This is a genomic window from Azospirillum formosense (assembly GCF_013340925.1).
GTDB classification, from domain to species: Bacteria; Pseudomonadota; Alphaproteobacteria; order Azospirillales; family Azospirillaceae; genus Azospirillum; species Azospirillum formosense.
This window is the reverse complement of record NZ_WHOR01000010.1, coordinates 19,112-39,824: the sequence shown is the minus strand read 5'-3', so window position 1 is coordinate 39,824 and position 20,713 is coordinate 19,112. Positions and strand designations below refer to the sequence as shown.

19 protein-coding genes are annotated in these 20,713 nt (G+C 68.0%); 10 read left to right on the top strand and 9 right to left on the bottom strand.

The window, feature by feature from the left end:
• The first annotated feature begins 37 nt into the window (after positions 1-37).
• The gene (locus GBZ26_RS02800; RefSeq protein WP_174437499.1) at positions 38-517 is read left to right on the top strand and encodes a hypothetical protein; all 480 of its coding nucleotides are present in this window, start codon (positions 38-40) and stop codon (positions 515-517) included.
• Between the two features lie 42 nt (positions 518-559).
• On the opposite strand, the gene GBZ26_RS02795 is transcribed toward GBZ26_RS02800, so the two are convergent.
• From GBZ26_RS02795 to purM, 3 genes are all read right to left on the bottom strand, one after another.
• Positions 560-709 (bottom strand): aa3-type cytochrome c oxidase subunit IV, encoded by a 150-nt coding sequence (locus tag GBZ26_RS02795; protein ID WP_109072472.1) that lies wholly within the window; start codon positions 707-709, stop codon positions 560-562.
• A gap of 84 nt (positions 710-793) precedes the next feature.
• Positions 794-1,462 (bottom strand): phosphoribosylglycinamide formyltransferase, encoded by a 669-nt coding sequence (gene purN / locus GBZ26_RS02790; RefSeq protein ID WP_174437498.1) that lies wholly within the window; start codon positions 1,460-1,462, stop codon positions 794-796.
• Positions 1,450-2,484, bottom strand: a complete 1,035-nt coding sequence (purM, locus tag GBZ26_RS02785; RefSeq protein WP_425514939.1) for a phosphoribosylformylglycinamidine cyclo-ligase — start codon at positions 2,482-2,484, stop codon at positions 1,450-1,452. Before purM ends, purN begins: the two co-directional genes overlap by 13 nt.
• A gap of 156 nt (positions 2,485-2,640) precedes the next feature.
• Here purM and GBZ26_RS02780 point away from each other — a divergent pair, with 156 nt between their 5' ends.
• From GBZ26_RS02780 to GBZ26_RS02760, 5 genes are all read left to right on the top strand, one after another.
• Complete coding sequence (locus GBZ26_RS02780; protein WP_174437497.1) at positions 2,641-4,098, top strand: DUF2066 domain-containing protein; 1,458 nt, start codon at positions 2,641-2,643, stop codon at positions 4,096-4,098.
• Between the two features lie 102 nt (positions 4,099-4,200).
• A complete protein-coding gene (locus GBZ26_RS02775) occupies positions 4,201-4,761 on the top strand; it encodes a CDP-alcohol phosphatidyltransferase family protein (protein WP_174437496.1) in 561 nt (186 codons plus the stop codon).
• The gene (locus GBZ26_RS02770) at positions 4,758-5,819 is read left to right on the top strand and encodes an AI-2E family transporter (protein ID WP_174437495.1); all 1,062 of its coding nucleotides are present in this window, start codon (positions 4,758-4,760) and stop codon (positions 5,817-5,819) included. The genes GBZ26_RS02775 and GBZ26_RS02770 overlap by 4 nt, the downstream gene beginning before the upstream one ends.
• 13 nt (positions 5,820-5,832) lie before the next feature.
• The gene (locus GBZ26_RS02765; RefSeq protein ID WP_246653883.1) at positions 5,833-6,597 is read left to right on the top strand and encodes an HdaA/DnaA family protein; all 765 of its coding nucleotides are present in this window, start codon (positions 5,833-5,835) and stop codon (positions 6,595-6,597) included.
• Positions 6,536-7,315, top strand: coding sequence for an SDR family oxidoreductase (locus GBZ26_RS02760; RefSeq protein ID WP_174437494.1), 780 nt, complete (start codon positions 6,536-6,538; stop codon positions 7,313-7,315). The genes GBZ26_RS02765 and GBZ26_RS02760 overlap by 62 nt, the downstream gene beginning before the upstream one ends.
• Positions 7,316-7,395: 80 nt before the next feature.
• On the opposite strand, the gene GBZ26_RS02755 is transcribed toward GBZ26_RS02760, so the two are convergent.
• Together GBZ26_RS02755 and GBZ26_RS02750 are read right to left on the bottom strand one after the other, a co-directional pair.
• Entirely contained in the window at positions 7,396-7,995 is a 600-nt protein-coding gene (locus tag GBZ26_RS02755; protein WP_174437493.1) for an FMN-dependent NADH-azoreductase, read from the bottom strand.
• Between the two features lie 41 nt (positions 7,996-8,036).
• Entirely contained in the window at positions 8,037-8,519 is a 483-nt protein-coding gene (locus tag GBZ26_RS02750; protein WP_174437492.1) for a DMT family transporter, read from the bottom strand.
• Positions 8,520-8,591: 72 nt separating this feature from the next.
• Here GBZ26_RS02750 and GBZ26_RS02745 point away from each other — a divergent pair, with 72 nt between their 5' ends.
• Positions 8,592-9,506, top strand: a complete 915-nt coding sequence (locus GBZ26_RS02745) for a LysR substrate-binding domain-containing protein (RefSeq protein WP_174437491.1) — start codon at positions 8,592-8,594, stop codon at positions 9,504-9,506.
• Positions 9,507-9,664: 158 nt separating this feature from the next.
• On the opposite strand, the gene GBZ26_RS02740 is transcribed toward GBZ26_RS02745, so the two are convergent.
• Both GBZ26_RS02740 and GBZ26_RS02735 read right to left on the bottom strand, forming a co-directional pair.
• Complete coding sequence (locus GBZ26_RS02740; RefSeq protein ID WP_174437490.1) at positions 9,665-11,275, bottom strand: CHAD domain-containing protein; 1,611 nt, start codon at positions 11,273-11,275, stop codon at positions 9,665-9,667.
• Between the two features lie 70 nt (positions 11,276-11,345).
• A complete protein-coding gene (locus tag GBZ26_RS02735) occupies positions 11,346-11,864 on the bottom strand; it encodes a SixA phosphatase family protein (protein ID WP_174437489.1) in 519 nt (172 codons plus the stop codon).
• A gap of 217 nt (positions 11,865-12,081) precedes the next feature.
• Between GBZ26_RS02735 and GBZ26_RS02730 the strand changes: the two genes are divergently transcribed.
• Together GBZ26_RS02730 and GBZ26_RS02725 are read left to right on the top strand one after the other, a co-directional pair.
• The gene (locus tag GBZ26_RS02730; RefSeq protein WP_145672487.1) at positions 12,082-14,229 is read left to right on the top strand and encodes an RNA degradosome polyphosphate kinase; all 2,148 of its coding nucleotides are present in this window, start codon (positions 12,082-12,084) and stop codon (positions 14,227-14,229) included.
• Positions 14,230-14,248: 19 nt separating this feature from the next.
• Entirely contained in the window at positions 14,249-15,799 is a 1,551-nt protein-coding gene (locus GBZ26_RS02725; protein ID WP_174437488.1) for a Ppx/GppA family phosphatase, read from the top strand.
• A 169-nt stretch (positions 15,800-15,968) separates the two neighbouring features.
• Here the strand turns inward: GBZ26_RS02725 and GBZ26_RS02720 are convergent, their stop codons facing one another.
• Both GBZ26_RS02720 and rnd read right to left on the bottom strand, forming a co-directional pair.
• On the bottom strand, positions 15,969-17,258 hold the full coding sequence (locus tag GBZ26_RS02720) for a hypothetical protein (RefSeq protein ID WP_040134396.1): 1,290 nt from the start codon (positions 17,256-17,258) through the stop codon (positions 15,969-15,971).
• Positions 17,259-17,522: 264 nt separating this feature from the next.
• On the bottom strand, positions 17,523-18,689 hold the full coding sequence (gene rnd, locus GBZ26_RS02715; protein WP_174437487.1) for a ribonuclease D: 1,167 nt from the start codon (positions 18,687-18,689) through the stop codon (positions 17,523-17,525).
• A gap of 166 nt (positions 18,690-18,855) precedes the next feature.
• Between rnd and aspS the strand changes: the two genes are divergently transcribed.
• Positions 18,856-20,685: an aspartate--tRNA ligase gene (gene aspS, locus GBZ26_RS02710; RefSeq protein WP_174437486.1), complete on the top strand. Its 1,830-nt coding sequence runs from the start codon at positions 18,856-18,858 to the stop codon at positions 20,683-20,685.
• Positions 20,686-20,713 lie beyond the last annotated feature (28 nt).

Genomic DNA, 20,713 nt, shown 5'->3' with positions numbered 1-20,713 from the left:
AGTATTCGGGGATTCTACCGCTAGGAGTACCCCCGCCATGGAAAATCCGCACGTCAAGCCGATCGTCGCGGCCCTGCTGGAACCGCTGCCGCCCCTCGTGAAGGGCAGGAACGACCTGAGCGATCCGGGCGTGGTGGAACTGCTGGTGCGCGGCTACGTCGACCAGTGTCTGGCGGCCTTCCAGGAGGTGCTGCGCGGCAACATCGAGCAGGACGCGGCCATCGACGCGATCAACGCGCAGGCCACAGCCCTCAACGCCGTGTTCCTGGGGACCAGCGGCTTCGACACGGTGGTCGTCCACCCCTGGAATTCCGCCGACCAGCTCGGCCAGTTCCTTCAGGACACGGTGGGGCTGGATTTCCCGGCCGAGGATTGCGTGCGCGCCGCGCTGATCCACCTCGCCACCCACGTCATGCACGCCATCCAGGGTGGCACCGAAGCGTGGGAGCAGCAGGTGGACGCGCTGGTCGGCGAGATGCGCGACCTTCTGCTCGGCCGTCTGCCGGACGGGGCGTAAGCGCCCCGCCACGGTTTGCCGGTTGGCCGCTTGAACCGGCCGTCAGACCAGGAAGATCGCCATGAAGACCAGCACGGCGATCACGCCCGCGGTCGCCAGCGTCATGAAGCGGGTGAAGGCGTGCCAGCCCGCCTCGTGGCGGCGGACAACATCCTCGCTGACTGGATTGTGGCCGTGATCGGTAACCGCCATCGCCCTTTGCCTCCCCTTGTTATGGTTCCGGCGGAGAATGTGGGGAGCGCGGACGGTTGCGGCAAGGGTTCCGCTAGGGGCGACTTAGACCGACGGGTTGATGAGGGTCGGTAAAGTCGCTTCAGGACCGGACAGGGCGACCCGGCCGTCCTCGACGCGGGCGCGGCCCTCGCCGATCAGGCGCAGTGCCTGGGGATAGAGCCGGTGCTCGGCCTCCAGCACGCGGGCGGACAGCCGGTCGGCGTCGTCGCCGGGCAGGACCGGGACCGCGGCCTGGGCGATGATCGGCCCTTCGTCCATCTCCGTGCGCACGTAATGGACGGTGCAGCCGTGGAAGCGCACCCCGGCGTCCAGCGCCCGCTGGTGCGTGTCGAGCCCCTTGAAGGAGGGCAGGAGCGACGGGTGGATGTTGATCATCCGGTCGTGCCAGCGCTCGACGAACCAGGGCGACAGCAGCCGCATGAAGCCGGCCAGACAGACCAGCTCGACGCCCGCCTCGCGCAGGCGCGCGTCCATGGCCTCTTCGAAGGCGCGCTTGTCGCCGGGGAAGTCGCGGTGGCTGACCACGGCGACCGGAACCCCGGCGGATGCGGCGCGCTCCAACCCGTAGGCGTCGGCCTTGTTGGAGAGCACCAGAGCGATCTCCGCCGGAAACTCCGGGGCGGCGCAAGCGTCGATCAACGCCTGCAGATTGCTGCCGCGCCCGGAAATCAGGACTCCAACCTTCAGAGCGTTGGGCGTCAGGCCGACCATGCCGTGTCCATGCCGGTGACGGTGACGCGGGCGTCGCCGTCCTTGACCGCGTGGACGGTGCCGACGGTGAAGACCGTCTCGCCGCCCTGGGCCAGGATCTCGGACGCCTGCTGCGCCTTGTCCGCCGGGACCACGACGACCATGCCGAGGCCGGTGTTGAAGGTGCGCGCCATGTCCAGCGGGGTCAGCCCGCCCGTCTTCATCAGCCAGTTGAAGACCGGGGGCAGCGGCCACTTGGACGCGTCGAGGGTGACGCCCAGCCCGTCCGGCAGGACGCGCGGGATGTTCTCGATCAGGCCACCGCCGGTGATGTGGGCCATCGCCCGCACCGTGCCGGCGCGCACCGCGGCCAGCGTGCTCTTCACATAGATGCGGGTCGGGGTCAGCAGGGCCTCGCCCAGCGTCTTCCCGGCGTCCCAGGGGCAGGGCGAGTCGTAGCCGAGGCCGGACTTTTCCACCAGCTTGCGGACCAGCGAGTAACCGTTGGAGTGCACGCCGGAGGAGGCGAGGCCGAGCACGACGTCGCCGTCCCGCACGGTGGCGCCGGTCAGCGCGTCCTTGCGCTCGACGGCACCGACCGAGAAGCCGGCGAGGTCGTAGTCGCCCTCGGCGTACATGCCCGGCATCTCCGCCGTCTCGCCGCCGACCAGCGCGCAGCCGGCCTGGCGGCAGCCTTCCGCGATGCCGGCGACGATGGCGCGGCCCGCGGCGACGTCCAGCTTGCCCGTGGCGTAGTAATCGAGGAACAGCAGCGGCTCCGCGCCCTGGACGACGAGGTCGTTCACGCACATCGCCACGAGGTCGATGCCCACCGTGTCGTGACGGTTCGCCAGGATGGCGACCTTCAGCTTGGTGCCGACGCCGTCCGTGGTGGCGACCAGCAGCGGGTCGTGATACCCGGCCGCGCGCAGGTCGAACAGGGCGCCGAACCCGCCCAGCCCGGCGTCGGAGCCCGGGCGCGCGGTGGAACGGGCGAGCGGCTTGATCGCGTCAACGAGCGCGTTGCCCGCATCAATGTCCACGCCGGCCTGCTTGTAGGCGTCGGACGTGTTATTAGACTGGGTGCTGATGGTATCCTCGCTTGGGCTGAGCTATATACCTGGGCCACCTGAACCGGGTCATTTTGGGCCGGGTCAATAGGGAACGGGCCGAACATACTCGAATCGGAAGGCTTTGCAATGCTCCACCGCCGCCATGCGCCGCTGTTTGCGGGCTTCGCCGCCATCACCGTGGCCCTGGCCGTTCCGGCCGGCCCCGTGGACGCGCAGGTGCCCGGCGCCGCGCCACCCGCGGTGGCAGCTCCCGCCGCTGTGCCAGGGGCTGCGCCCGCGGCGGTTCCGGCGGCGGATCCCTTCACCGTGTCGGGCGTGAAGGTGGACGTCAGCGCCGCCAACGCCAACGCCGCCCGCGATCAGGCGATCCGCGACGCGCAGGTGAAGGCCTGGGCCGAGCTGTACAAGCGCCTCGTCCCCTCGGCCACCACGGTTCCGCGGGTGTCGGACATCGAACTCGCCCGGCTGGTCCAGGGCTTCGAGATCGACGACGAGAAGGTGTCGGCCACCCGCTATGTCGGCAGCATCACCGTGCGCTTCCGTCCCAATTCCGTGCGCGAGACGCTGGCCGGCGGCGGCCAGCAGTATGTCGAGCCGCCCGCCCGGCCCTACGTCATCCTGCCGGTCACCGTCGTGGACGGGCGCCCCGTCCTGTGGGAGGACCGCACCGATTGGCGCGAGGCCTGGGAAGGCCGGCAGACCGGCGCCTCGCTGGTGCCGCTGGTCGTTCCGGACGGCGAGCTGGCGGATATCTCCGCCATCGGCGTGAACGAGGCCTTGTCCGGCGATCAGGAAGCTCTGGCCCGCATCGCCCAGCGCTACAACGCCGGAGGCGTAGTCGTCGCCAAGACCGACCTGCCGGCCGGCGGGCTCGATCTCGGCCGTCCGCTGGCGGTCGAGGTGACCCACTACACGCCCGACGGCACGCGGGACCAGCAGACGGTCAACGTGAAGGCCGACATGGCCGACCGGGCCGGCGACTTCCTGACCCGCGCGACGACTTTCGTGTCGGCCGCCATCGACGAATCCTACCGCCGCGACAACACGGTGGCGAGCGGGCCGGAGCAGTCGACGCTGGTGCGCGTGCCGCTGGCCAGCCTCAACGACTGGGTGGAGACGCGCAAGCGGTTGGGCATGGTCAACGCCGTGACCCGCACCGATGTGCTGTCGATCAGCCGCTACGAGGCGCTGGTCACGCTGACCCACCGGGGCGACGTGGAGCGGCTGCGCCAGGCGCTGGCCCGCCGCGACCTCGGCCTCGCCCGCACCGGGGCGGTCGCCGCGCCGGTGCCAGTGCCCGCTCCCGGCCAACCGATCCAGGGCCAGCCGCTTCCGCCGGTCGCGCCCACGCCGGAATGGCAGCTCCAGGTGCTGACGAAGGGCGCCGGGGCGTCCATGGCGCAGCCCGCCGCCGTTTCGCCGGCGCCCGTTTCGGCCACCGCTCCGTCCAGCTTTTCTCCGGCCGCCACCCCGCCGTCGGCCTATCCCAGCGTGACGCCGGCCCCGGTCGGTGCGCCGCAGGCCGCGCCGGGGGCTCCGCCGCGCATTCTGGGGACGCTGCCGGCTGGCACGGCGCGTCCGTGACGCGGAGGGCGTGACGGCAGGCCGTCCAACGGCGTTACAGACGGGCCGGGACCGACCCCGGAAGGGGCGGCGGCGTAAGGGAAAACGGCAGAAGGCACCACGGTGAGCATTCCGAACATCATCACCTTCGGCCGCATCCTGGTGGTGCCGGTCGCCGTCTATTTCATCCTGGCCGGAGAGCTGGGGGTCGCCTTCTGGCTGTTCGTCGGGGCGGGGGTGTCCGACGCCGTGGATGGCGCCGTGGCCCGCATGTTCCGCGCCCGCACGGTGCTCGGCGCCTATCTCGACCCGATCGCCGACAAGGCGCTTCTGGTCAGCGTCTACGTCTCGCTGGGCCACATCGGCGTGCTGCCGTTGTGGCTGGTCATCCTGGTGGTGTTCCGCGACCTGATGATCATCGGCGGGGTGATGCTGCTCTACACGCTGAAGGAGTCGCTGGCGATGCAGCCGCTCTATGTCAGCAAGATCAACACGGCGGTGCAGCTCGCCCTGGCGGCGGCGGTGCTGGCCCCGGCGGGGCTGGGGCTGCCCGACTTCCACCTGTTCGGGCAGGAGTTGGTTCCTCTGCTCATCTGGGTCTGCGCCGCCACCACGGTGCTGTCCGGGCTGGCCTACGTCTACCGCGGCGGACTTCTGTTCAGCCGGCACGGAGGGGTGCCGTGACGGCGGGCAAGCAGATCCGCTTCTGGCTGATCGGGCTTGGCCTGTTCGTTTTGGCGCTGTGGCTGCTGTCAGGCATGCTGCTGCCCTTCGTGGTGGGGCTGGCGGTCGCATATCTGCTCGATCCGGTGGTCGACCGGGTCGAGCGCTGGCGTCTGCCGCGCTGGCTGGCGACGACGCTGGTTCTGCTGTCCTTCGTCCTGGTTCTGGTGCTGATGGTCCTGCTGCTGCTGCCGCTGGTGCAGTCGCAGGTGTCCCACCTGATCGAGGTGCTGCCCAACTACGCCAACGCCGCGCGCGACCGGCTGATGCCGATGCTCGACCGGCTGGTGCACCGCCTGTCGCCGGAGGATGTCGAGCGGCTGCGCGGTGCTGCCGGCAACTACGCCGGGGACGTCGTCGGTTGGGTCGGGCGGGTGCTGAAGCACATCCTGTCCGGCGGGCTGGCGCTGTTCGACGTGCTGTCGGTGATGTTCATCACCCCCATCGTCGCCTTCTACCTGATGCGCGACTGGGACATCCTGGTCGCCAAGGTGAACGGCTGGCTGCCCCTGCACCATGCCGCGACCATCCGGGAGCAGGCGCGCGAGGTCGACGAGACGCTGGCCGGATTCGTCCGCGGGCAGGCGCTGGTCTGCCTCGTGCTCGGGGTGTTCTACGCGGTGGCGCTGTCGCTGGCGGGGCTGGATTTCGGGCTGGTGATCGGGCTGATGGCGGGGCTCCTGTCTTTCATCCCCTATGTCGGTTCGCTGTTCGGATTCGTGTCGAGCACCGGGCTTGCCCTGCTGCAGTTCGACGACCCGTGGCGAATCGCCATCGTCATCGCGATCTTCCTGTTCGGGCAGGCGGTGGAGGGCAACGTCCTGACGCCGAAGCTGGTGGGCGAGAAGGTCGGGCTGCACGCGGTCTGGGTGATCTTCGCCCTGCTGGCCGGCGGGTCGCTGTTCGGTTTCGTCGGGGTTCTGCTGGCGGTTCCGGTGGCGGCGGTGATCGGGGTGCTGACACGCTTCGCGTTGGGGCGCTATCTTGAGAGCCCCTACTACCGCGGTACCCCCTCCTGATGATCCCCGCCTCATGACGCTTGCGGCTCAGATACCGCTCGACCTCGGACACCGCGCCGCCATGGGTTGCGAGGATTTCCTCGTGGCGCCCAGCAACGCCGAGGCGGTGGCGTGGCTCGACCGTTGGCCGTCCTGGCCGGCGCCGGCCCTGACGCTGTACGGGCCGGACGGTTGCGGCAAGACTCATCTGGGCCATGTCTGGCGGGCGCGCAGCCACGCCCCCATTGCCATGGGCGACGCTCTGGAGCGGATCGATCCGCACGCCCTGCTGGGCCGCGCCAACGCCGTGGTGGTGGAGGACGCGGACCGGGTGGCCGGCGCGCCGGCGCGGGAGGAGGCGCTGTTCCATCTCTACAACCTCGCCCGCGACTCGGGCGGGCATCTGCTCCTGCTGTCGCGCCGCCCGCCGTCACGCTGGCGGATGAAACTGGCCGACCTGCGCTCCCGCATCAAGGCGGCTCCCGCGGTGGGGGTGGAGGCGCCCGACGACGCGCTGCTCGCCGCCGTGCTGGTCAAGCTGTTCGCTGACCGGCAGTTGCGGCCGGGCATGGACCTCATCACCTACCTGCTGACCCGGATGGAGCGGTCGCTGGAGGCGGCGGGGCGGGTGGTCGCGGCTCTTGACCGCGCCTCGCTGGCCGCGCACCGTCCCCTGACCGTGCCGCTGGCCCGCGAGGTGCTGGCCGGTCTGGAGGCCGGGAAGGGAGGAGACGAGGATGGATCTGGGAATCGCCGGACGCCGCGCCATCGTGTGCGCAGCCAGCAAGGGACTGGGTAAGGCCTGCGCCCTGGCGCTGGCGCGCGAAGGGGTGGCGGTCACCATCACCGCGCGCGGGCGCGACCTGCTGGAGGCCGCCGCGGAAGAGATCCGCAAGGAGACCGGCGCCACCGTGACCACCGCCGTCGGCGACATCGCGACGGAGGAGGGGCGCGCCGCCGCGCTCGCCGCCTGCCCTGAGCCGGACATCCTCGTCAACAACGCGGGCGGCCCGCCGCCGGGCGACTTCCGCGACTGGGAACGCGACGACTGGGTCCGCGCCGTCGAGGCCAACATGCTGGCCCCGATCTTCCTCATCAAGGCGACGGTGGACGGCATGATCGGCCGCCGTTTCGGGCGGATCGTCAACGTCACCTCGGCGGCGGTGAAGGCGCCGATTCCGATCCTCGGCCTGTCCAACGGCGCGCGGGCCGGGTTGACCGGCTTCGTTGCCGGGCTGTCGCGCCAGACCGTGCGCCACAACGTGACGATCAACAACCTGCTGCCCGGCCCCTTCGAGACCGACCGCCTGCGCGCCACCATGGAAGGCGGGGCCAAGGCCAACAACCGCAGCCTGGACGAGGAGATGGACATCCGTCGCGCCGGCAACCCGTCCGGCCGCTTCGGCGATCCGGCGGAGTTCGGTGCGACCTGCGCCTTCCTCTGCTCGGCCCACGCCGGCTTCATGACCGGGCAGAACGTCCTGCTGGATGGCGGTGCCTACGCTGGGACTCTGTAGGCGGCTGGTCGATGCTTCCGACAGGTCCTGTCTGGCCGCGCCGTTCCAAGGCCGTCAGACAGGACCTGGCAAAGCGCCCGCTAGAAATCGCAGCACGGATCGAGGACCGATATCGCCTCAAACGCGGCCCGTTTGCCGCTTTCCCGGTGCGCTTCGCTGATGGCAAGACCTTCCGCGACGATCACGTCGAGCCTCGTCACGCCGATGAACGCGAACATCGACCGAAGGTAGGCTTCGGCGTGTTCGGTCGACGCCAGGGACATGCCCTGTCGATATTGACCGCCCCGCGCCACGGCAAGGATCACCCGCTTGTCATGCGCCAACCCTTCCGAGCCGTTCTCCGTGTAGCGGAACGTCTTCCCCGCTATGACGATCCGGTCGATCCATGTCCTGAGCTGGCTGGAAATGGTCAGGTTGTAGAGCGCGACGCCGATGACGATGACGTTGGCGTTGAGGAACTCGTCCAGAAGCTTTTCACCAAACGCGATGTCTTCCATCGCGGCCGGGGACGCCGCCAGATGGTCGCCAGTCAGATGTGGAACGGGAACAGCGACCAGATCACGATGGATGATTTCAATCGTTGGATTGTGTTCCTTCAATCGTTGGACGGTGGCTTTGGACAGCAGACGGCTTATGGACTGCTCACCGAGAATGCTTGAGTCGATATGAAGCAGTTTCATGGGGGATCTTTCTTCAAGAGGTCGGCGAGAGCGTCGGGCCGTCACGAGCCGGCGGGCGGCTTCGTGCCGAGCGCCTGCAACTGCATCACGATCAGCCCGAGAAAAATCAGGCCAAGACCGGCGAGGCGGGACAGCGAGACGGGCTTTCGGGGGAGGCCGACAAGACCCCATTGGTCGATGATGATCGACGCCAGCATTTGCCCGGCGATGGCCGCCGTGATGAATCCGGCGGCTCCGAGTTTCGGCGCAAGCATGAGCGCGCCGGTGATGTAGGCGACGCCGACGACACCGCCGATCCACACCCAGCGGGGGGCTTGCGCCAGATTCGAGAGGCTTGGCGCTTCCACCCTCGCCAACGCCATGACTGGCAGGATGCAGGCGAAGCTGACGCACAGGGATACCGCCGTTCCCCAAAGGGGATGACCGAGCGTCCGTCCGAGGACGGCGTTGGCCCCGGCCTGAAACGGCACCACCGCACCGGAGACGATCGCGGCGGAGATAAGAATCAGCGCATTGGTTTGCATGGTTGAACCTCCATGCATCACCCGATGCCGCATTCGTTTCATGGATGGAAATTCTGATATGATATCTCAAGAATGCACGACACGAATACTCTTCGCGGCATCGACCTCAACCTGCTGGTGATCCTCGATGCTCTGCTGGCCGAGCGGCATGTGTCGCGCACGGCATCCCGACTGAATATGAGCCAGCCGGCGGTTAGCCATGCGCTCGGGCGTCTGCGGCATCTGTTCGATGACCCCCTGTTGATACGCCGCGACGGGCAACTGGTTCTGAGCGCAAGGGCGCTTGAAATTGCTCCGGCGCTGAGCGAAGCCTTGCGACAGGTGCGGGAGGTTCTGGGACCGGGCGGCTTCGACCCGGCCAAGGAAAAACGAACGTTTCGCCTTGCGATGTCGGATTACGGCTCCGCTGTTGTCCTCCCCGGCCTGCTGAAGATGCTGCGCCTCGAAGCGCCGGGAGTCGACGTGGTGATAACCCAATCGAACCGTGAAGCGATGCTTCGGCAGGTGTTGGACGGGGACTGCGATCTGGCAATTGGCGTGTTTCCCGATCGTCCCGAACGGATCGACTCAGAGCAGCTTTTCGTCGAGCGCTTCGCTTGTCTGGCGGATCGGAAGAGTCTGGGAGGGCGCGACCGTCTGGATATCGGCGCCTACCTCGCCCGGCCGCATGTTCTCGTTGCGATGAAGGACCAATCCAGCACCGAAATCGACACGGCCTTGCGCGCGATCGGCCACGCACGCCGCATCGCCGTCACGCTGCCGCATTGGGGAAATGCGCCACGGTTGATCCAAGGGACGGACCTTGTTCTGACCGTGGCCCGGAAAGCCCTTGCGCTCCATGAGCATGATCCGGCCGTCGCCGTCTTCGAGCCGCCGTTTCCGATACCGCCATTTCCCTTTGTCCAGGTTTGGCATGAACGGCGCAGCGGCGATCCCGCGCACCTGTGGCTGCGCAACATGGTCGCCGGCGTCTCGATGGCCGTGTAATTAGCCGCCATCCAGGGGTGGCGCTGTCCACGCACGTCTGCGAAGCGGCGTCCATCCCTTCCCCTGCGAAGCTCTCGCGCAAACGAAGTTTGCGCTGACGCGGCAGGCGGACCTTCGGTCCGCCGAGAGCGGGGGAGGGTTAGGGTGAGGCCAGACCGTCACCAGAACACCGGTCCATCGCGATACGCCTTCCACAGCCCCGGCAGCGCTTTGCGTCGCTTGTCGGCCTGCTTGGTGAGCCAGCGGGCGGTCGCTTCGGCGGCGGGGCGCTGCTCCGGCCGGTCCGCCGACAGGCCGCGCAGAAGATCGCCGGCCACCGCGGCGTCGTGCTCGGCGTCCAGAGCACCCAACAGGGTGTCCAGCGCGGCGATGAAGGGCACCGTTGCGGTTTCGGCGTAGAGGCCGCGGAAGAACTCAGCCGTGTGGCGCAGCTTGCGCAGGCGGCGGCGCAGCCGGTCGCGCGTCGCGGCGTCGGCACCGTCCAGGTCGCGGCCCGCCTTCAACGCCCCCGCCTTCAAGGCTTTGGCGTGCTGGGCGGCCAGCCAGGGGCCGGACAGCTCGGCCATCGGGTGGTCGAGTTGGGCGCGGACCTCCGGCGCGGCGCCGGACTGCCACGCCCCGTCTTCCAGCCAGGCGCCGAGCGTCAGGATCAGCCCGGTGCAGCGCGGCGATTGGATCGCCTCCACCGCCGCCAGCGCGGGCGCCCGCCGGGCTTCCCGAACCGCGGCGGTCAGCGCGGCGATCCCCTCGGCGGGGGCCTTTCCCGTCGCCGCGAAGGGGGCGATTCCATGGGACAGCAGCACGTCCCAATCGCGCGCCGGGCCGAGCTGGCGGGAGAACCAGCGGATGTCATTCCCGGCGCGGCAGGCGTCCGGCACCCCGGCCAAGGGGCGGAACAGGCGGATGGCGGTGCGAAGTCGGCGCAGCGCCACGCGCATCTGGTGCAGCCCCTCCACATCGCCGCCGGCCAACGCGCAGGCTTCGTTGGCGAGCAGCAGCCGCAGACCGTGCCGCAGGATGTGGCGGAAGGCTTCGGCCACCGTGGTGACCGGGGTGAGGCCCAGCGGATCCGGCAGGGTGGGGGCGGGCAGGCGCCCGGTGACGAGGCGGTCGCCGATCTCCGCCTTGCTCTCGGTCCCGATGCGAACCGGCACGCGGCGCTGGAGCGCCAGCGCGAGGTCGAACAGGCGGCCGATGCGGCCCGATTTCAGCTCAAGCTCCACCTCGCTGATTCGGGCGCAGGCGTTGCCGGCGGTGATCTGGCCATCGTCCACCGCCACCTCGATGGAGGTCAGGGCGTCCGGGCGGACGAGCAGGGTGGTGCGCCGGAACTCGGTGGTGAACAGCGGCACCAGCGCCCCACGTGCGTCCTCCGGCACCAGGGCAGCCACGCCCTCGGCGTCGAAAGGCGTCATGTCGGGGGCGGCCGTGGGGATGGTCCAGTCCCATTTCTTGCGGATGGCCACAGCCGCCGAATCGCCGGGGGTGGCGGCGTTGATGGTCTTCAGCGTCTGCACGAAGCGGTCGCCGTCCTGCCGCACCCGCAGGGCCACGCCCCCCAGGAACAGGCGGCGGTCCGGCGTGTCGTAATAGACGGTGCGCAGGTCGCGGACGGCCGGCGCGCCCTCCGCCTTCTCCTTCAGCGCGGGCAGTTCCGCAACGCGGGGTAGGTCGCGCGGGTCGAGATGGAGCTTCATCTCCACCTCGCGCACGGCGGACACCGTGGCGGGTGCGCCGGAGGGGGCGTTGTTCTGGGGCGCGGAAGACACGGGGGCGACTCCTGCTCGGTTCCGGGCCTGCTCTGTTCGGGGTTGAAATACCCCATTTGGCCTAAGGGCGTTAAGAGAGTTTCCGCGGCAGGATGAAATCGGCCAGCCGTCCCGCCCCGCTGTCCAGGTCGGCCCAGCGGGCCGCTTCGAACAGAATTACGGCGCAGGCAGCGGTCGGAAACTTCTCCGCCAACGCCTCACGGTGCCGCTCGTCGCCGCTGCCGGTCAGTTCGCGGGCAAGGTCGTGGAGGTCCGGGTTGTGGGCGACCAGCATCAGCGACGACACGGAATCCGGCGCGTCGCGCAGCCGTTCCAGAAGGACGCGCGCCCCGCACAGGTAAAGGCCGCGCTCGCGCTCCACGGGGATGTCCGGCGCGTCCATCACCTCCAGAAGACGGTCGGCGGTGTCCGCCGCGCGCCGGGCGGTGGAGCACAGCACCATCCCGATGCGTGCGCCGCGGTCCTTCAGTTCGTGGCCGACCAGCCGGGCCGCCTTCCTGCCCCGCGGCGCCAGCGGGCGGTCGTGATCGTCCAGGGAAGGATCGTCCCACGCGGACTTGCCGTGGCGCATGAGATACAGGGTCTTCATCGAGGCGGTCCCTTCCTGTCCGGATCGCGGTCCGGCGGGATGCGCCGGGGGTGCGACTGTTTTCGCAGCGGTATTATCGTGGCGGCAGTATTATGCTGTCTGACCCAAAACCGTAACGTAGTTGGGGTAGGTTGCCAGGCCCGTCGACCGCGGCGGGGCGGTTCGGCCCGACCGGACTGTAGCGGCACCACCCATCACGCAAAAGCCCGAGGCTGCTGTGACCGAACTTCAGGACTTGGAAGCGACCTGCATCGAAGCGGACGCGCCGGAGCGCTTCATCAACCGCGAACTGTCGTGGCTGGCCTTCAACCAGCGCGTCCTGGATGAGGCGTCCAACCCGAACCACCCGCTGCTCGAGCGGCTGAGGTTCCTGTCGATTTCGTCCAGCAACCTCGACGAGTTCTACATGGTCCGCGTCGCCGGCCTGAAGGGGCAGGTGGCCGCGGGGGTGAAGACCCCCAGCGCCGAGAACCTGACCCCGGCCCAGCAGCTCACCGCGGTGAACCAGCGCATCGTCGAGCTGATGAACGCGCAGCAGACCATGTGGCGCAGCCTGAAGCAGGACCTGCGCGAGGCCGGCATCATGGTGGTCGGTGCCGAGGACCTGACCGAGGGGGAGAAGGACTGGCTGGAGGCCAAGTTCCTCGACGACATCTTCCCCATCCTGACCCCCATTGCCGTGGACCCGGCGCACCCGTTCCCCTTCCTGCCCAACCTGGGTTTCTCGCTGGCGCTGCAACTGCACGAGCCGGTGAAGGGGCGGCATCTCGACGCGCTGGTGCCGCTGCCGGCGCAGCTCGACCGCTTCATCCGCCTGCCGGGCTCGGAGATCCGCTTCATCCAGCTGGAAAAGCTGGTGATGCTGTTCATCGACCGGCTGTTCCCGCCGTTCCAGGTCAAGGCCCACGGCGTCTTCCGCGTGCTGCGCGACAGCGAGATGGAGATCGAGGAGGAGGCGGAGGATCTGGTCCGCACCTTCGAAAGCGCGCTGAAGCGCCGCCGCCGCGGCAGCGTCATCCGGCTGGCCACCGACGCCGGCATGGCCGCCGACCTGCGCGAGTTCCTGCGCCACGAGCTGCGCGTCTCGAACGACGACGTGTTCATCCTGGACGGGCTGATCGGCCTGTCGGACACCCGCCAGCTCATCGTCGACGAGCGGCCCGATCTGGTCTTCCGCCCCTTCAACGCCCGCTTCCCGGAGCGCATCCGCGACTTCGGCGGCGACTGCTTCGCGGCCATCCGCGACAAGGACATCGTCGTCCACCATCCGTACGAAAGCTTCGACGTGGTGGTGCAGTTCATCCGGCAGGCGGCGCGCGACCCGCAGGTGGTCGCCATCAAGCAGACGCTCTACCGCACCAGCAAGGACAGCCCGATCGTCGCCGCGCTGATCGAGGCGGCGGAGGCCGGCAAGTCGGTGACCGCCCTGGTCGAGCTGAAGGCCCGTTTCGACGAGGAGGCCAACATCCGCTGGGCGCGCGATCTCGAGCGCGCCGGCGCCCAGGTCGTCTACGGTTTCGTCGATCTGAAGACGCACGCCAAGGTGTCGCTGGTGGTGCGGCGCGAGAACAAGGCGCTGCGCAGCTACGTGCATTTCGGGACGGGCAACTACCACCCGATCACGGCGAAGGTCTACACCGACCTGTCCTTCTTCACCTGCGATCCGGCGCTCTGCCACGACGCGGCGGTGATGTTCAACTACATGACCGGCTACGCCACGCCGAAGCTGTTGGAGAAGATCGCCATCGCCCCGATCACGCTGCGCCAGAAGCTGGGCCAGCTGATCGACGCGGAGGTCGCCAACGCCGCCGCCGGCAAGCCCGCCCACATCTGGGTGAAGCTGAATTCGCTGGTCGATTCGGAGATCATCGACCAGCTCTACAAGGCGTCGCAGAAGGGCGTGCAGATCGACATGGTGATCCGCGGCATCTGCTGCCTGCGCCCCGGCGTCAAGGGCCTGTCCGAGAACATCCGGGTGCGCAGCATCGTCGGGCGCTTTCTGGAGCATGGGCGCGTCATCTGCTTCGCCAACGGCCACGCGCTGCCCAGCCCGCAAGCCAAGCTCTACATCTCCTCCGCCGACTGGATGACGCGCAACCTGGACCGCCGCATCGAGACGCTGGTGCCCATCGAGAACCCGACGGTGCACGAGCAGGTGCTGGACCAGATCATGGTCGCCAACCTGAAGGACGAGGCGAACACCTGGAAACTCGGCCCCGATGGCGTTTATCATCGGGTGGAGGCTGGTCCGGACGCGTTCAGCGCCCATAACTACTTCATGACGAACCCCAGCCTGTCGGGGCGCGGCAGTGCGCTCAGCAGCAAAAAGACGCCGCCGCGGTTGAAGCTGCGTACGGTCATCTGATTGAGGACATCGGTTGCTTATGACGCCGGCGCAGGAACACACGGTTGCCAGCAAGGTCGACCCCAAGGTCGATAGGGGCGAGCGGATCGCCGTCATCGACATCGGGTCCAACTCGATCCGGCTCGTCGTCTATGACGCTCTGAAACGGTCGCCCCTGCCGGTCTTCAACGAGAAGGTCCTGTGCGGGCTCGGCCGCGGGGTCGAGAAGACCGGCTGCCTGAACCCGGACGGCGTGATCCAGGGCCTGGAGGCCCTGGAACGCTTCGCCCTGCTGGTCGCCGGCATGCGCGTCGGGCGGCTGGACGTCATCGCCACGGCGGCGGTGCGCGACGCCACGGACGGGCCGGCCTTCATCCAGCGGGTGAAGGACCGCACCGGCCTCGACGTCAGCGTCATCAGCGGCGAGGAGGAGGCGCGGCTGTCCGCCATGGGCGTGCTGTCCGGCACCCCCGCCGCGGACGGGCTGGTCGGCGACCTCGGCGGCGGCAGCCTGGAGCTGGTGCGGCTGGAGCGCGGCGTGATCGGCGAGCATCTGACGATGCCGCTGGGGCCGTTGCGCCTGATGGAGCTGAACCCGGCCAAGCCGAACGGGCTGGTCCGCGCCATCGACCAGCATCTGGAGAAGCTGGACTGGCTGGCCCAGATGCGCGGCAAACCCTTCTTCCCGGTCGGCGGCGGCTGGCGGGCCCTGGCCAAGCTGCACATGGAGCATGTGAAGCACCCGCTGCACATCATCCACCATTACACGGTGCCCTTCGCCGAGGCACGGGACTTCGCCGGGCTGATCGCCAAGCAGAGCCGGTCCTCGCTGGAGAAAATGTCCGGCTCCCGTCGCCGGATCGACACGCTGCCCTACGCGGCGCTGGTGTTCGAGCGGCTGCTGCGGATGGTCCAGCCGTCCAGCGTGGTGTTCTCGGCCTTCGGGCTGAGGGAAGGGCATCTGTACGCGCTGCTCGATTCCGAGGCGCAGCGGCAGGACCCGCTGATCGCCGCGGTGGAGGATTGGGCGCAGCGCTTCGTCCGCATTGGCGACCCGGCTCTTCTGGTGTCCTGGACCGGCAATCTCTTCGCCGGGGAGGACGACGCGGCCCTGCGGCTGCGGCAGGCCGCCTGCCTGTTGAGCGACGTGGGCTGGGCCGAGCATCCCGATTACCGGGCGGAGCACGCCTGCCTGCGCATCCTGCGCTACCCGTTCCCCGGCATCGACCACGACGAGCGGGCCTTCCTGGCGCTGGCCGTCTACGCCCGCTACGCCGGGTCCATCGACGGGCCGGGAACGCCCAACGCGGTCACCGCGGGGCCGCGGGCGCTGCTCAGCGATGCCCAGGCGCGCAAGGCGCTGGTTCTGGGGCTGGCGCTGCGACTGGCCCATACGCTGACCGGCGGGGCCACGGCGCTGCTGCAGCGCACGGCGCTGAAGGTGTCGGGGGAGCGGCTGGTGCTGACCCTGCCGGACGATTTCAGCGTGCCGGCCGGCGAGACGGTGCAGCGGCGCCTGGACGCGCTGGCGAAGGCGCTGAACCGCAAGGGCGAGATCATGCCCCCGGCTAGGCCCCAGGCGGCGGAGTAGAGGTTTTTACCCCTCTCCCGTCCCGGGAGAGGGAGGGACCCGCCGCGAAGCGGTGGGAGGGTGAGGGTGCCCTCAAGGATCAGTGCCTTGATTCTCGCACGACCCTCACCCGCCTGCTTCGCAGGCACCCTCTCCCGGGGCGGGAGAGGGGATCAAACTGCAAAGGCTTTCACGCCACCTTGGCGTGGGCGATGGCCTCGCGGACGCTCACGCCCTTGCGAAGGATGTTGTCCACGGCGCGGCCCTGCACCATGGTGATGCCGACCTTGTGGGCATAGACCAGGCTCGACACGCTGTCGCAGCGCGCCAGGATGAACTTGCAGCGGTCCTGCTCCTGGATGCGCTCCATGAAGTACTTCTCGAAGGTCGGGTCCATCTCCAGCATGTCGTTGGACCAGAAGATCTTCGCGTAGTCGGCGTTCAGGTACTCCAGATCGAAGTTCGTCACCCAGAAGGGGTTCAGCCCATCCACCGCGATCTGGTAGCGGCGGTCCTGGGCGAATTCCACGACCTCGTTGAACAGCGACAGATTCTCGATCAGGTCGCCCTTGGAGATCTCAAGCACCACCTGCCCGCGGAAATCGAGCGGAAGCCGCTCGTCGAACTTCACGAAGCCGGTGGAGATGACCGTGGACAGATTGATGTTGATGCCGATGCGCCGGCCCCGCATGAAGCTGAGGCCGTGGTTCAGCGCCCGCAGCACCGACTGGTCGAGGTTGGCCGTGAAATAGTTGAACAGCCACTTGTTGGCCGTGATGTCGTAGTCCGGGCAGAGCCGTTCCTGAAGCAGCTTGATCGAGATGTAGAGTTCGAAATAGGCCATGTCCTCTTCGGCGTTGCGGCCGATGTTGGCGATGGCCTGGTTGAACAGGAAGGGCGACAGGTCGAACATCTGCATGGAGCGTTCGAGCTTCGCCATCTCCTCCAGCGTGATCGGCGGCTTCGTCTCGTTGGAATGATCGCCGGTCTCGTTGGCCTGCAATTCCTCGATGAAACGGATGACGTTGATGAAGTTCAACGCCAGTTCCATGATCGAGTAGAGCGAGAATTCCTTGTAGGGATTCGCTCCGGTCAGCGTCGTTTTCGCCAGGAAGATCTGCTCGACCTTCTGGCAGACGTCGGTGACTCCGGTCAGCTTCAGCCCCTTGTAGAGGATGATGACGTCGCCGTTGGAAATATTGAAGGATTGCAGATAGGAGGCCTTGCTCGCCAGTTCCTGGATGATCGTGCGGACGATCATCTGGCTGGAGGGGTCCTTGTCCCGCAGCAGCGACAGGTGCATGTGGATCAGCCGCATACCCTGCAATTCAGATTTTGCGGAGCGGAGAAGATTCAGCAGCTTGTCGTTGTCAAATTCGGGCTTCTGGTCCTTCGCGGCGGCGACGGCGGCCTGCTTCTCCGTCGTGGAGAGGCGGACGCGGTCGCGTCCCATGGGTGGTTTGCCGCCGAACCTGCTCATACGCGAAATCCCCCGGGTGTGCGCATAGGGCGTGTGCGCACCTTGTAGGCGAGAATTCCATCCGCGAACCAAACCGAGCCGATACACGGCATGGATACGGAGCCCGTGACTTATTAGCCCTGACCTTTTTTAACAATGCCTTAAAGCGCTGTTAATTGCGATGAAATGTTTCATAATTTTGGCTAAACGTCGCGATGCTGATCGAACCTGTAACGTCCCGGACCGACTCTTGCGCCGCTCTGGAACGATTCTGGATAGGGCCGTTTACGACCCCTCTCCATTGCCGGCCGGAACGATTCGGACACGGCGGTCGAGCACCGCCAGCCCGATGCGGCCATGCTTCAGCGCCAGCGCGTCTTCGCCGAACAATTCCCGGCGCCAGCCCTGCATCGCGGGCACCTGGGCCTCGTCGTCCGCGGCGATGGCCTCCAGATCGGCGGCGGAGGCGATCAGCTTGGACGCCACGTTGTTCTCTTCGCACTTCATCTTCAGGAGAACACGCAGCAATTCAACTATGGGTTGCAGTCCAGGCGGCGGCTCCTCCCGCGGTTCGACGCGCGGCAGTTCGGAGTCCGGCAGGTCCAGCCCCTTCTGAACGCAGGCCAGCACCTCGGCGCCCTGGCGGCCTTCCGCGAAGCCGCGGCCCATGCCGCGCGTGCGGGCGAGGTCGTCCACGCTGGTCGGGGCGTGGGCGGCGATTTCCAGCAGCGCCTCGTCCCGCAGCACGCGGGAGCGGGGCAGGTCGCGGCGCTGCGCCTCGCGCTCCCGCCACGCCGCCAGCTCCTTCAGCACGGCCATGAAGCGCGGCTTGTTGGTCCGCACCTTCAGCCGCAGCCAGGAGCTGTCCGGGTCCGCCTGATAGGTGGCCGGGTCGGTCAGGACGGCCATCTCCTCCTCCAGCCAATGGGCGCGGCCGGAGCGGACGAGGCGGCGCTTCAGCTTCTCATAGGCCGGGCGCAGGTGGATCACGTCGGACAGGGCGTAGGTCAGCTGCCGCTCGGTCAGCGGGCGCTGCGACCAGTCGGTGAAGCGGCTGGACTTGTCGATGCGCGCCCCGGCCAGCTTGGTGACCAGCGTCTCGTACCCCACGCTCTCGCCGAAGCCGCAGACCATGGCGGCGACCTGGGTGTCGAACAGCGGGTGGGGGATCTGGCCGGACAGGTGCCAGAAGATTTCCACGTCCTGCCGGGCGGCGTGGAACACCTTGAGGATGGCCGGGTCCACCATCACGCGGAACAGCGGCGCAAGGTCGATGCCCTCGGCCAGCGGGTCGATGGCGACCGCGCCGTTCGGCCCGCCGACCTGCACGAGGCAGAGCTGCGGCCAATAGGTCTTCTCGCGCAGGAATTCGGTGTCGACGGTGATGTAGTCCACCCCGGCCAGCGAGCGGCAGAAGGCGTCAAGGTCTTCGGTGGTCGTGATGAGTGTCATGCGGGCTTCATACACGAGCGCGCGACCGCGCGAAAGCTCGCCCTTCGGCAACTCTCCCAGCGTGCAGCGGACGCGGATGGCGACTTGACATTCCCGCGCGGTCGGTGTGGTGTGTCGGGCCGCCTTTCCGCGCAGGATTCCGACCTTTTCCAAGGTGTTTCGACCCATGCACCCCTACCGCACGCACACCTGCGGCCAGCTTCGCGAAGAGAACGCCGGTCAGATTGTCCGCCTGTCGGGCTGGATCAACCGCAAGCGCGACCATGGACAGCTTCTGTTCATCGACCTGCGCGACCATTACGGCCTGACGCAGTGCGTGGTCGATACCTCCAACCCGGCCTTCCAGGCGGCGGAGCGGCTGAAGCTGGAATCGGTCATCACCGTGACCGGCAAGGTGGTCAAGCGCACGGCGGAGACCATCAACGACCGCCTGCCGACCGGCCGCATCGAGGTGCAGATCGCCGAGCTGACGGTGCAGGGCGAGGCGGAGCAGATCCCGCTTCAGGTCAACCAGGACACCGACGCCGGCGAGGACGTGCGCCTGCGCTACCGCTTCCTGGATCTGCGCCGCGAGCGCATCCACGAGAACATCCTGCTGCGCTCGCGAGTCATCGCGTCGGCGCGCCGCCGCATGATCGACCAGGGCTTCACCGAGTTCCAGACGCCGATCCTGACCGCCTCCTCGCCGGAGGGTGCGCGCGACTATCTGGTGCCGAGCCGCAACCATCCGGGCAAGTTCTACGCGCTGCCCCAGGCGCCGCAGCAGTTCAAGCAGCTGCTGATGGTCGCCGGGTTCGACCGCTACTTCCAGATCGCCCCCTGCTTCCGCGACGAGGACGCCCGCGCCGACCGCAGCCCGGGCGAGTTCTACCAGCTCGACTTCGAGATGTCCTTCGTCACCCAGGAGGACGTGTTCGCCGCCATCGAGCCGGTGCTGCACGGCATCTTCGACGAGTTCGGCGGCTTCCGCCGCGAGACGCCGCCGGCCATCGACAAGCCGCCCTTCCGCCGCATCTCCTTCGCGGAGTCGATGCTGAAGTACGGCAACGACAAGCCGGACCTGCGCAATCCGCTGGAGATCACCGACGTCACCGCCGTCTTCAAGCGCGACGACGTGGAGTTCCGCGCCTTCAAGCAGACGCTGGAGAAGGGCGGCGTGGTCCGCGCCATCCGCGCCCCGAAGGTGTCCGACAAGCCGCGCAGCTTCTTCGACAAGCTGAACGACTGGGCGCGCGGTCTGGGCGCTCCGGGTCTCGGCTACATCATCTTCGAGGCGGCGGGCGGCAAGGGCCCGATCGCCAAGTTCGTGCCGGAGGCCGCTCAGGCGGAGCTGCGCACGGCGGCGGGCGTGGAGGACGGCGACGCGGTCTTCTTCGTCTGCGACCAGCCCGGCCCGGCGGCCAAGCTGGCCGGCTTCGCCCGCACGAAGATCGGCGAGGAGCTGGACCTGATCAAGAAGAACGCCTTCCGCTTCTGCTGGATCGTCGACTTCCCGATGTACGAGCTGGACGAGGAAACCAACAAGGTCGTCTTCAGCCACAACCCCTTCTCCATGCCGCAGGGCGGCCTGGAGGCGCTGAACACGATGAACCCGCTGGACATCAAGGCGTACCAGTACGACATCGTCTGCAACGGCGTGGAGCTGTCCTCGGGCGCCATCCGGAACCATCTGCCGGAGCTGATGTACAAGGCGTTCGAGATCGCCGGCTACCCGCCGGAGGAGTTGGAAGCCCGCTTCGGCGGCATGCTCAGCGCCTTCAAGCTGGGCGCCCCGCCGCACGGCGGCTCGGCCCCGGGCATCGACCGCATCGTGATGCTGCTGGCCGACGAGCCGAACATCCGCGAGGTCATCGCCTTCCCGTTGAACCAGCGCGCGGAAGACCTGCTGATGCAGGCCCCGGCCCCGGTGGATCAGGCGCGCCTGCGCGAACTGCACCTGAAGCTGGACCTGCCGAAGCCGAAGGTCGCCGCCGAGACGCCGAAGGCCGCCAGCTGACGGTCCGGGATTTTCCTTCCTTTCCCGC